The 12087-nt window shown below is 55.6% G+C and carries 11 protein-coding genes; 8 read left to right on the top strand and 3 right to left on the bottom strand.

Features of this window, described 5'->3' with window-relative positions:
* Window positions 1-7 precede the first annotated feature (7 nt).
* Window positions 8-856: a TatD family hydrolase gene (locus ACZ5ER_RS03715; RefSeq protein ID WP_464934839.1), complete on the top strand. Its 849-nt coding sequence runs from the start codon at window positions 8-10 to the stop codon at window positions 854-856.
* On the opposite strand, the gene rtcA is transcribed toward ACZ5ER_RS03715, so the two are convergent.
* Window positions 853-1881 (bottom strand): RNA 3'-terminal phosphate cyclase, encoded by a 1029-nt coding sequence (gene rtcA / locus ACZ5ER_RS03720; RefSeq protein ID WP_464935086.1) that lies wholly within the window; start codon window positions 1879-1881, stop codon window positions 853-855. The two genes, ACZ5ER_RS03715 and rtcA, sit on opposite strands and share 4 nt — an antisense overlap.
* 90 nt (window positions 1882-1971) lie before the next feature.
* Between rtcA and ACZ5ER_RS03725 the strand changes: the two genes are divergently transcribed.
* Window positions 1972-2562 (top strand): hypothetical protein, encoded by a 591-nt coding sequence (locus ACZ5ER_RS03725; protein WP_050002670.1) that lies wholly within the window; start codon window positions 1972-1974, stop codon window positions 2560-2562.
* Here the strand turns inward: ACZ5ER_RS03725 and ACZ5ER_RS03730 are convergent.
* Both ACZ5ER_RS03730 and ACZ5ER_RS03735 read right to left on the bottom strand, forming a co-directional pair.
* Window positions 2543-3385: a hypothetical protein gene (locus ACZ5ER_RS03730; RefSeq protein WP_464934840.1), complete on the bottom strand. Its 843-nt coding sequence runs from the start codon at window positions 3383-3385 to the stop codon at window positions 2543-2545. The genes ACZ5ER_RS03725 and ACZ5ER_RS03730 overlap by 20 nt on opposite strands.
* Window positions 3386-3398: 13 nt before the next feature.
* On the bottom strand, window positions 3399-3911 hold the full coding sequence (locus ACZ5ER_RS03735) for a metallophosphoesterase (protein WP_464935087.1): 513 nt from the start codon (window positions 3909-3911) through the stop codon (window positions 3399-3401).
* A 190-nt stretch (window positions 3912-4101) separates the two neighbouring features.
* Here ACZ5ER_RS03735 and ACZ5ER_RS03740 point away from each other — a divergent pair, with 190 nt between their 5' ends.
* The 6 genes from ACZ5ER_RS03740 to ACZ5ER_RS03765 all read left to right on the top strand — a co-directional run bounded on the left by ACZ5ER_RS03740 (window position 4102) and on the right by ACZ5ER_RS03765 (window position 12081).
* The gene (locus ACZ5ER_RS03740; protein ID WP_050002673.1) at window positions 4102-4596 is read left to right on the top strand and encodes a hypothetical protein; all 495 of its coding nucleotides are present in this window, start codon (window positions 4102-4104) and stop codon (window positions 4594-4596) included.
* Complete coding sequence (locus ACZ5ER_RS03745) at window positions 4596-9062, top strand: LAGLIDADG family homing endonuclease (protein ID WP_464934841.1); 4467 nt, start codon at window positions 4596-4598, stop codon at window positions 9060-9062. The genes ACZ5ER_RS03740 and ACZ5ER_RS03745 overlap by 1 nt, the downstream gene beginning before the upstream one ends.
* Window positions 9063-9107: 45 nt before the next feature.
* A complete protein-coding gene (locus ACZ5ER_RS03750; protein WP_464934842.1) occupies window positions 9108-9536 on the top strand; it encodes a translation initiation factor IF-2 subunit beta in 429 nt (142 codons plus the stop codon).
* 122 nt (window positions 9537-9658) lie between these two features.
* Window positions 9659-11227 (top strand): carboxyl transferase domain-containing protein, encoded by a 1569-nt coding sequence (locus tag ACZ5ER_RS03755; RefSeq protein ID WP_050002675.1) that lies wholly within the window; start codon window positions 9659-9661, stop codon window positions 11225-11227.
* Between the two features lie 9 nt (window positions 11228-11236).
* Window positions 11237-11620 carry an OadG family protein gene (locus ACZ5ER_RS03760; RefSeq protein WP_050002676.1) on the top strand — a complete coding sequence of 128 codons (384 nt, stop codon included), beginning with the start codon at window positions 11237-11239 and terminating at the stop codon, window positions 11618-11620.
* A 2-nt stretch (window positions 11621-11622) separates the two neighbouring features.
* Window positions 11623-12081 carry a biotin/lipoyl-containing protein gene (locus ACZ5ER_RS03765; protein ID WP_464935088.1) on the top strand — a complete coding sequence of 153 codons (459 nt, stop codon included), beginning with the start codon at window positions 11623-11625 and terminating at the stop codon, window positions 12079-12081.
* Window positions 12082-12087: the final 6 nt, after the last annotated feature.

Here is a 12087-nt window from a genome sequence, read left to right on the forward strand (position 1 = left end):
TGGTGGTATGATAATTCTCGACGACCACTTCCACGTTGACCCCTTCAAAGGCCTCTTCCTCGAGGCGGTTAAGCAGTTCCACCGCGCCGGCGGAACGCACCTCGTCGTGGTCTACAAGACGGCCCACGACTACGGCTTCCCGGGACTGAATGCGGAGGACTTCATGAAGGCGATGGACTTCCACATCGAACTGGTTGAGAAAATAAACAAGGAGACGCCCGTTAGGGCCTACGCCGTCGTCGGTGTGCATCCGGCGGAGTTCGTTTACCTCGCGGAGCAGAAGGGCCTTGAATACGCCAGAAACGAAGTCATGAAAGCCCTCGAATACGCCCAGAGGCTCTGCCTTGAGGGAAAGGCCATAGCCATAGGCGAGATAGGCAGACCGCACTACGAAGTTCCGCCGGAAATCTGGGATGCGAGCATCGAGCTGATGAAGTACGGGATGAGCTTAGCGAAGGAAGCCGACTGCGCGGTTCAGCTCCACACGGAGAGCTTCGACGAGGCCAAGTTCAGGGAGCTCGGCGAGTACGTGAGGGAAGTTGGAATAAAGCCCCACCGCGTCGTCAAACACTTCTCCCCACCCCTCGTGAAAGTCGCCGAGGAGGTGGGAGTCTTCCCAAGCATCATAGCGAGCAGGAAGAACATCCAGGAAGCCATAAAGCAGGGCAACCGCTTCATGATGGAGACGGACTACATAGACGACAAACGGAGGCCGGGAGCGGTTCTCGGGCCGAAGACCGTGCCAAAGAGGACGAAGGCCTTCCTTCAGAACGGCATATTCACCGAGGAGGACGTTTACAAGATACACGTGGAGAACCCGAGGAAGGTCTATGGGGTAGAGGTGGAGGAGGATTAAATCTCCACCCTCTTCACCACCTTCACAACACCAGGCTCTCCGACTTCTCCCTCCACCTCGAAGGTTTTGCCCAAGAACTGCTCCACGACCCAGACGTTCGTGACGAGGTGGTTGGTTATCTCGGTAACACCGATTTCTCCGCCAGCAAAAGCTAAAAACGGTATCAGCTGGTCGCCTAAGAACTTGTCGGTGGCCTTTCTCAGCGTCAGTGCTTCAATTAGCTCATCAGCCGCTTCCCTGCCAACGGCCTCTGCAGGTTTTCCGCGCTTTCCGAGGGCGTCCCCGCCGAGCCTCAGCGAGTCCGTCTCGGCCCAAACTACGATACCGCTTCCTGGCCCGAGGGAGCGGGACACTTCTGTCTCTATCTCCGCCGGGGCGCTGTAGAGATCCTCCAGCCTCTCTTTGGCAGCCTTAGCCTGCCTCTCAGCAACGTGGGCGGGCAAGTTGGTGGCGTGGCTTATCCCGCCAAAGCGCTCTATTCTTCCCCACTCAAGCGCCACGAGGGGCTTCCTCTCCTCCCAGGGCTCGACCCTTCCAGTGACGAGGCCACCGCCCTTGGGGTAGTGCCCCCTGCGCTTTAGCTCGAGCTCGACCTTCAGACCCATCTTTTCGAGTGCAAAGAGGGTCACGTTCTTCAGGTAGTCCACCGGCGGGCTCCAGGGGACGTCTGTTCCACCAGTTATCTCAAAGCTCCCGCCCGTGAATGCCATCGCCGGAAGAAGGGCCTGAAGGACGAGGGTTATGCTCCCGGCGGTCTTTACCGGCACGCGGACGTGCTTGGGCTCGGCCTTTCCGGGTATGAACTCAAGGGCCGTGGAGCCGACCTCCGCGCCCTTGACCTTCGCGTTGCTCAGCTCCTTTAGGGCTAGAATCCCGTGTAGATGCTGGGGCCTTAAACCCGGATTCGGCCTGTTGGCGCGGATTTTAATTATCTTGACAGGTTTTCCGGTGATCACCGAGAGGGCCACGCTCGTCCTCAGTATCTGACCACCGCCCTCGCCGTAGGAGCCGTCTATGACTATCATTCCTCTCACCGGAACTAAGTTCCCGGCACGGACTAAAAAGCTTCGCCCAAATGCTTTTACCCTCAAGTCCTAAGTTACAACGGTGAGAGTATGGACGAGCTTGAGTTCTGCGTGAAAAGCCTGAGCTATCCCCTCGGCATGCTCCTTGAAGGAATGGAGAGAGCACCTGGGAAATCCGTCCGGGTAACAAAGAACCGCATCACACTCCCCGACGTTCCCTTCGCCGCGCTTTGCTACCTGACGGGGATAGCACTCTACGACTCTCTCGACTTGGTGGACAAAAAGCGCCTCCAGAACGACTACGAGGCCCTTGAGCGGTTCCGGGCGAAGCTCCTGGGCTCAAAGCTAGGGGATAGGCTAAGGCCCTACCTGGAAAGTCCCGGACTTTACGTATCTCCCGGGGAGAGACTGGCGGTTGACTGGCTTGAGTTCGAGGCGAGGATGGAGGCAGTTGAGCCCTATCTCAAAAGGTTTCTGGAGCTGAAAGAGACCGTTGGGAGCAGGGATTCTTTGCTGAGAGAAGCGGGATTTCTCGGCGAACTCAGCCCCGACCGGGGACTCCTGCTAATCTACCTCGCCGAAGATGAGAACCTCAAGGCGCTGATAAACGCGGCGTTGGGAAAGCACAACCCCGAGTTCAGGGCTATGGCGCTCAGGCACTTCAGAGCTCTCCGAGGTTGAGGCGGACTGCCAAGGGCAGGGCGTCTTTTTCGTCCAGTCCTTTTTTCTCCATCAGGGCCTTAACGAGCCTTGCCAAGGCCTCGACGTTTCTGAGGCTGAGCTTTTCGGGGGGATACTTCCTAAAAAGAGATGGACTTACCTGGAACCCAACTCTTTCTGAGAGCTCCGCCGCGAACTCCTCCGGCGAGAGCGGGGGGAGTCGTAAGGTAACGGGGAAGTCGAAACCTACATATTTTGAGGCGCGCTTCGTCTCAACGATTAGCTGGAAGTCTCGCTCTGGATTTTCCATGATACCGAGGAGCTCTGGGGGCTCCGGTTCCCTTAGGAGCTTTGCATTTGGGGGGAGGTACTCAGAAAGGTCAACGCCCCTCAGGTTTTCAACGAGGACGTCTACACCGAGCGAGAGGACTTCGTTGAGTTCAATGGACGGCTCTTCATTCTCTTCAGCTCCTCCCCCTCTGACGACCAGCTTCTCGTAGAGGGACTCGCTCACGAGCGTGAGCTGGTAAACCGTTTCCCTGCCTTCAAGGTGGAGGACGCCGTTTGAGAGGAGCTTCAGCCCGAGCCGTGCGAGGGCCGAGCTGAGTGATAATTCTGTCCGGGTTGTTATGGCGCTTTTGCCCCTGACGCTCTCAGTTCCACTGCTCACGAGGCGGTAATCGGCGGGAAAGAGGCCCTGGGCGTTAAAAAACTTCTCAAGGGCCTCTCTCGCCGTCTCTTCGCTGACGGCGTACACCTTGACGAACTCAACGTTATCTGTGGAATCCACACCGATGAAGACGACCGCGTCCCGGCGTTCCCGTGGAAGGAGTATATCGTCCATGGCCCTTGCCTCATCAGAGGCTCATGGCTCCGAGAAGCTCCCCGGTCTCTATGTTGAAAATCTCGACAACCCTCTTCCTCGTGTCCAGCAGGGCGACGCTCTTGATGCCGGTTATGTAGCCGCAGACCTCGCCGGGGTTTACGACTATCGTCCTGCCCTCTTCCCTTATCTCGTACCTGTGGGTGTGGCCGACCACGACGACGTCGTAGAGCCTGCTGCGAGCCAGCGCGCGGACGATTCTCTCATCTGTTCCGTGGGTAACGGCAATCTTCATCCCGTCGGCCTCGATTTCGAGTATGTCATCGTATATGCCAAGGGCCTCGTATAGGCCTTTCCTCTCGCCGTCGTTGTTACCGAAAACCCCCTTGAGCGGGGCCCTGAGCCTTTCCAACTCCCTTGCAACAAATGGTGCAACGTAGTCTCCGGCATGGACTACAAGCTCAACGTTCCTCTCGTTGAAGAAATCGACTGCCTTCCTTATAGCCGGGAGGTTGTCGTGTGTGTCACTCATTATACCAATCAGCATTACGCTCACCGTATCCAACTGTCCGTTCAAGTTTAAAGGGTTATCGAGACCAAAACCGTCCCCGCGTCCATTTGTATTCATGAATGCCTTCGAGTGGAAATAGAACTGGCACGGGTCCGCTCAACATCGTCCTAACGTGTTCCGACAAGGTTTATTAGCTTGAGACCGTTAGGTCGTTCAAGGTGGTGGCATGTTCACAGGCAGGGCGCTCATAGCGGTCAAGGTATTAAAGCCGTTTTCGGACTGGAATCAGGGCGACATAGTCCTGGTTGAGGACTGGAAGGCGAGAGAGCTGTGGGAAGCCGGTATCGTCGAGATTGTGGACGAGACCGACAAGATAATCGGTGAGATAGACAAGGCCATCGCCGGAGAGATGGAAAGCGAGCCCCTGACGGCCCTTCCTGCTGGACTCTATGAGAGGGCCGAGTTCTACCAGTATTACCTTGAGAACTACGTCCGCCTCAACCCTAGCGAGAGCGTTGAAACCATAAACGTCAAGCTCACGAAGCTCGCCAACCTCAAGAAGAAGCTGAGGGACTTGAAGATGATACGCTTTAACAAGATACTCAAAGCGGTCATGCTGAGGCCCAACAGCCTTGAGCTCCTCTCACGCCTATCGCCTGAGGAGAGAATGCTCTACCTCCAGATGTCCAAAATAAGGAATGAATGGCTCGGTGATGCCTGATGGACAGGGAGGAGATGATTTCACGCTTTGCAAAGTTCCTTCGCGAGTACGTTGATGATGACGGCAATGAAGTCTACATTAACCGCCTCAAGGACTTGCTGACGGTCACACCGAGGCGCTCTCTGGCCATAGACTGGGCACACCTTAACTCATTCGACCCAGAGCTGGCAGATGAGCTCATCAACAACCCCGAGGAAGCGATAGCGAGCTGTGAAGATGCCATCCAGATTATCCTCCGCGAGCCCCCGCTTCTCGTGGAGAGGGATTTGAAGGTTCACGCGCGCTTTTACAACCTGCCCCACACGCTCCTCGTCAAGGAACTGGGGAGCGAGCACATAAACAGGCTGATTCAGGTCGAGGGAATCATCACGCGCGTCAGCGAGGTCAAGCCCTTCGTCCAGAGGGCAGTTTTCGTCTGTAAGGACTGCGGAAACGAGATGGTGCGCCTTCAGAGGCCCTACGAGAACCTTGTTAAGCCAGCCAAGTGCGACGCCTGTGGCTCAAGAAATGTCGAGCTCGACGTCGAGAAGAGTCGGTTCATAAACTTCCAGAGCTTCCGCCTCCAGGACAGGCCCGAGAGCCTCAAGGGAGGTCAGATGCCGAGGTTTGTTGACGCAATACTCCTCGACGACCTCGTTGATACGGCCCTCCCAGGCGACCGCGTTCTTGTAACCGGAATCCTGCGCGTTATCCTCGAGCAGAAGGACAAGAGGCCGATTTTCAAGAAAGTCCTCGAGGTCAACCACATCGAACAGCTCAGCAAGGAGATAGAGGAGCTTGAGATTACCCCCGAGGACGAGCAGAAGATACGTGAGCTGGCCAAGAGGAAGGACATCGTGGACGCGATAGTGGATTCGATAGCCCCCGCGATCTGGGGCCACAAGACGGTCAAGAAGGGCATAGCCCTAGCTCTCTTCGGCGGCGTCCAGAGGGTTTTGCCAGATGGGACGAAGCTTCGCGGTGAGAGCCATGTTTTACTGGTTGGTGACCCCGGTGTTGCCAAGTGCGTTGATTATCACACGAAGGTTCTCTTGGCCGATGGAAGCCTAAAGGAGATTGGCGAGATAGTTGACGACGCCATCGAGAAGGCAAAGGCCAAAGGGGAGCTCGGAAGGGTTGACGACGGATTCTATGCCCCAATTAACCTCGAACTGTATGCTCTAGACGCAAAGACGCTGAAAGTTAGGAAGGTCAAGGCAGATATCGCCTGGAAGAGAAAAGCTCCGGACAAGATGTTTAGAATAAAGACTGCGAGCGGGCGCGAAATCCGAGTAACTCCGACTCACCCATTCTTCACCTTTGAAAACGGGCAGTTCAAAACAAGGAAAGCGAAAGAGCTTAAGATTGGCGACTTTGTGGCCGTGCCAAGAGTGGTCCCAGTTGATGGAGAAGCCGTTAGGCTCTCGGAGGTTCCCGTTGAGAAACCGAGAACAGCAAAAGCGAGGCTTAAACTTCCAAAGACTGCCGACGAGAAGTTCTGGTATCTAATCGGACTGTTGGTCGGAGAAGGATACTCCCAAAACAGGGGTGGCAGTGCAACGGTGTACTTTACTAACAACGATGAGCAACTGGTGCGGTTCGTTTACGAGTATCTCAAGGGTCTGGGTCTCAATCCTACCATTCGTGAGAGCCATAAAGGTAAGAGCGCGCGGGAGGTCTACGTGAGTAGCGTTGAGTTCTACCGCCTGCTGGAGTGGTTGGGTCTCGCGACAAACTCAAGGGACAAGAAAGTTCCACCACAGCTTTTCAAAGCGCGCTTGGAGGATATCAGGGGCTTCCTGAGAGGGTATTTTGATGCAGAGTCCACAGTAGATAGAGGGAGGGCTAAAATAACGGTTGTTTCGGCGTCAGAGGGGCTTCTCAAAGGCGTCCAGCACCTCCTTCTCCGCTTTGGAATAAAGTCACAGCTCCACGAAACAAAGGGCCGTGCGACCAACGGCAAGATGAAGGCTCCAAGAACTTACTACCGGCTGTTCATCACTGGAGAGGACGCCATTAGGTTCAGGGAAACGATTGGGTTTGGCCTACGTGCTAAAATGGATATTCTTGAGCGTGTAACCTCCAACGAAAAGACAAACACCAACGTGGACGTTGTTCCGGGTGTTGGTTCACTACTGAAGAACCTCCGCACCAAGGCTGGACTAACCCAAGCCCAGATGGACATACCGCGCTCGACTTATCTTCACTACGAGAGAGGGGATCGCCTGCCTAGCAGGGAGAAGCTCAAAGTCGTTGTTGATATTCTCAAAGCTAAATTGCCTGTATCCCCCGAGGTTGGCCTTCTGGCGACCCTGGCGGACTCTGACATCTTCTGGGACCGGATTATTGAAATCGAAGAGTACAAACCCGAGCACGAGTGGGTTTACGACCTCCAGGTTCCAGAGCACCACAACTTCATAGCCAACGATATCTTCGTTCACAACAGCCAGCTCCTCCGCTACGTGGCCAACCTGGCGCCGAGGGCGATTTATACGAGCGGTAAGAGTTCAAGCGCCGCTGGTTTGACCGCAGCGGCCGTGCGCGACGAGTTCACAGGCTCTTGGGTTCTGGAAGCGGGTGTTCTTGTTCTCGCCGACGGTGGGTTCGCGTTAATCGACGAGTTCGACAAGATGAGCGACAGGGACAGGAGCGCGATTCACGAAGCGCTGGAACAGCAGAGCTACCACCACGACTTTGAGATCCTCCTAGCTGACGGCAGGAAGGTGAAGATAGGCGAGCTGGTGGATTCGCTCATCGAGGCCAACCGCGATAAGGTGATAATCGGCAAGGACACCGAAATCCTGCCGGTTGACGACATAGAGTTGCTCGCCTACGACCTTGAGAAGAAGGAAGTGGTCAAGGTCAAGGCGGACCGTGTGAGCAGGCACAAGGCCCCGGAGAAGTTCATAAGGCTGAGATTCTCGAACGGCAGGGAGATAACAGTAACGCCGGAGCACCCGATAATGGTGTGGGAAAACGGCGAGATAAGGGAGAAACCGGCCGAGAAGGTCACAGTGAACGATGTGGCGCTTGGGGTCTCCAGGTACCCGGTAGAGCTCCAGCCCCCCGAGGGCAGAGTCTTTAAAGACCCTGTAAGCGCGTGGCTCATGCAGGATTACCTCTACTCCCGTGGTATTGTGTCGAGAATAAGAAAGGGTTCAGCCGGCTACGAGGTTCTTCCCACGGAGAGAACCTTCCCAGGGGAGCTCCTGAGGACTCTAAGGGACGCAGGAAAAGAACTGCGTTTCAAGCTCTCCAAGTGGTACCACGCGAGAAAACCCCTCGTTTCAGAAAACCTCCTGAGAGAGGAGATAGAGAGGCTTAAGGGCCACATCAAGCACGTCAGGGAAATCGCAGAGAAAGACCCCCTTGAGGCCTTCAACTATCTCATCAAATCGAGGGTCGCCTCCAAGTACGGGCTCACTCCCCAGACCCTTGAACACCGGGTGGCGAGGGGAGAGCCGCTCGCCATCTCAATAGTAAAGAACGAAGTGGAGATGGCTGCTGGAAGAATTGAGAGGGCCATAAGACGTGTGGAAGACCTTATAAACGCCAACGTAAACTTCCTTGGCGTAACAGGGGTTGAAGAAATCTCCAACGACGGCTGGGAGTGGGTCTACGACATAACCGTCGAGCCCCACCACCTCTTCGTTTCCCACGGGCTGGTTCTCCACAACACGATAAGCATCTCCAAAGCTGGTATAACCGCGACTCTAAACGCGAGGACAACCGTCATAGCCGCTGCAAACCCAAAGTTTGGCCGCTTCAACAGACACAAGAGCCTTCCGGAGCAGCTCGACCTCCCACCGACCCTGCTGAGCCGTTTTGACCTGATATTCCTGCTCCTTGACGAGCCCGACGAGAAGATAGACGCGAGCATAGCAGAGCACATCCTTAAGGTGAGGAGGGGTGAGGCAGAAGTTGTCACTCCAAAGATACCCTACGACCTGCTCAAGAAGTACATAGCCTACGCGAGGAAGAACGTCCACCCCGTCCTCAGCAAGGAAGCCATGGAAGAAATCAAGCGATACTACGTCAAGATGAGAAAGGGACTCAGGAGGGGCGACGAAGAGGGCGTCCAGCCGATTCCAATCACGGCGAGACAGCTTGAGGCCCTTATCAGACTGAGCGAGGCCCACGCGAGGATGAGATTGAGCGAGACGGTAACGAGGGAGGACGCGAGGGCGGCGATAGAGCTCATCGAGGCAATGATGAGGACAATAGCCGTTGATGAGGAGGGCAACATCGACGTCTCGATACTGGAGGTAGGAAAGAGCTCGAAGAAGCTCAACAAGATAGAGAAGCTGGTCGATATAATCAAGAACCTCGAAAGCGAGGGCGACTACGGCGCTCCGGCCGATAAGGTAATCGAGGCGGCGAAGCAGGCAGGGGTCGGGAACAAGCGCGAGGTTGAGAAGATAATCGAGGAGCTCAAGGCAGATGGCAGAATCTATGAGCCGAGGGCGGGGTTCTACAAGGTGCTCTAACAAAGGTTATAAAGCGAAAGTAAAAACCCATGAGGGGGTGAGAAAATGAGTGAGAACATTGACTTTTACGACTTTGAGAAGCTCCTCGATAAGGCTTATGAGGAGTTGCCCGAGAACATAAAGTCCCACAAGTCCCGTTTCGAGGTGCCTGCGGCAGTTGTCACGATTGCCGGTAACAGAACCATCATTGAGAACTTCGTTGACATAGCGGAAGCGATGAACCGCGACCCGAACCACCTGCTCAAGTTCATTCTGCGCGAGGTGGCTACGGCTGGAACCCTCGAGGGCAAGCGCGTAATCCTCCAGGGGCGCTTTACACCGTACCTCATAGGCAACAAGATGAAGAAGTACCTCAAGGAGTACGTCATCTGTCCTGTCTGTGGCTCGCCTGACACCAAGATACTCAAGAAGGGCCGCTTCCACTTCCTCAAGTGTGAAGCATGTGGTGCCGAGACGCCTATCCAGCACCTCTGAGGCCCTTATTCTTTTTTCTCCAGTTGTGGATAAATTATCCATTTTTGAATGAAACTATTCTCTCAAAAATCCTTTTAAACTTTACAAATTACAACCCCCGAGAACTCAAGGGGGTTACTCTTATGAGCATGGAGGAAAAGCTCAAAGAACTCTATGAGAGGAAGGAAAAAATTCTCGCAATGGGCGGTGAAAAGGCGGTAGAAAAACAGCACGCCAAGGGCAAGCTCACCGCCCGCGAGAGGATTGAGAAGCTCCTCGACCCCGGAAGCTTCGTGGAAATAGGAATGTTCGTCAAGCACCGCGGAACGGAGTTTGGCCTCGACAAAAAGGAACTCCCCGCCGACGGTGTCATCACTGGCTATGGAACTATCGATGGAAGGCTCGTCTTCGTCTACGCCCAGGACTTCACCGTCATGGGCGGTTCCCTCGGCGAGATGCACGCGATGAAGATTAAACGCGTTATGGAGCTGGCCCTTGAAGCAGGGGCGCCGGTTATAGGCCTCAACGACTCCGGCGGTGCCAGAATCCAGGAGGGCGTTGACTCCCTCAAGGGCTACGGTGATATCTTCAAGATGAACACGATTCTCAGCGGTGTTGTTCCGCAGATCACCGCGATAATGGGCCCCTGCGCCGGTGGAGCCGTTTACAGCCCGGCGATAGGAGACTTCATCCTCATGGTGGACAACCCCGCGAGCTTCATGTTCATCACCGGCCCGCAGGTCGTTAAGGCCGTCACCGGTGTCGAGGTTACACCGACCCAGCTCGGCGGAGCGATGGTTCACGCTCAGAAGGCCGGGCAGGCCCACCTCATAGGGAAAAGCGACGAGGAAGTCTTGGCGCTAATAAGGCGCCTCGTGAGCTACCTGCCGTCGAACAACATGGAGAAGCCCCCGCGCGTCAAGAGGAACGACCCGCCCTTCAGGAAGAGCGAGAGGCTCTACGAGATTGTCCCGGACGACCCGAACAAGCCCTACGACGTCAGGGAGGTCATCTACGAGATAGTTGACCGCGACGAGAACGGCAACCCGGACTTCCTGGAGATTCTGCCCTACTTCGCCCCGAACGCCGTCGTCGGCTTTGGAAGGATGAACGGCCAGACCGTCGGTATAGTCGCCAACAACCCCAAGTACTTCGCAGGCGTTCTCGACATAGACTCAAGCGACAAGATAGCGCGCTTCGTTAGAACCTGTGACGCCTTCAACATCCCGATAGTTACCCTCGTGGACGTTCCCGGCTATTTACCGGGCGTTGACCAGGAGAGCAGGGGAATCATCAGGCACGGTGCAAAGGTTCTCTACGCCTACGCAGAGGCGACCGTCCCGATGGTAACCGTGATTCTGAGGAAGGCCTACGGTGGTGCCTACCTCGCTATGGGAAGCAAGCACCTCGGTGCCGACTTCGTCTTCGCCTGGCCCATTGCGGAAATAGCCGTTATGGGTCCTGAGGGAGCGGCGAACATCATATTCAGGAAGGAAATCGCCCAGGCGGAGAACCCTGAGGAAATTAGAGGGCAGAAGATAGCCGAATACCGCGAGAAGTTCGCCAACCCGTACGTCGCGGCCGCGAGAGGTTACATCGACGACGTCATCGACCCTGCAGAGACGAGGGCGAAGGTGATTATGGCGCTCGAAGCCCTTGAGAGCAAGCGCGTCAAGCTCCCGCCGAAGAAGCACGGCAACATACCGCTGTGAGGTGAAAGCATGAGCCAGTTTGCCGAAGGCGGATGGATTACTGTAATCGGCGTCACGATAGTCTTCGCGATACTGAGCATACTCGCCATCGTCATGTACGCCATAGGCGCCTTCGAGCGTGGAATGACAAGGAAAGCAGAGGGCAAACCCAAGAGCGAAGCTAAGGAGGCACCCGTTGAGGAGAAGAAAGAGACTGGGGCTCCGAATGAGGAAATCCCCCCGAGGGATTTGGCCATTATTACTGCCTCAATTTTGGCCTACATCGCGAAGAAGGCGGAAGTCGCCAGACCCGTCCCGTTTAGGAGGAAGGTCTCCGATGCCTGGCGCCTTTACGGCGTCCAGACCTACATGAATGAAGTTGAGAACTTCAACTACGAACTCAGGAAGTGGTGAAGATGAAGGTTAAGGTCATCGTTGAGGGTAGGGAATACGAGGTCGAGGTTGAGGAGCTCGGTGGTGGAAAGTTCAGGGTCAGCTTCGATGGCAAAAGCTACGAGGTCAAGGCAGAGGGGCTGGGGATACCGCTTCCGAGCCTTCCTGAAGCGCCTGCAAGTGCTCCGGCTCCTGTTCCTGCGCCTGCTCCAGCGCCTGCCCCAACACCAGTTCCAAGCGCCCCTTCGCCGGCCCCTGCGCAGGCTTCGCCGAATACTGTTACGGCCCCGATGCCTGGCAAGGTTGTTAGGATACTCGTGAGTGAGGGGCAGGAAGTCAAGACCGGTCAGGGACTCCTCGTGCTCGAAGCCATGAAAATGGAGAACGAAATCCCAGCACCAAAAGACGGCGTCGTAAAGAAAATCTACGTAAAAGAAGGCGACGCCGTAAACACCGGCGACCCACTGATAGAGCTTGGGTGATGGAAC

Source organism: Thermococcus marinus (genome assembly GCF_055389025.1).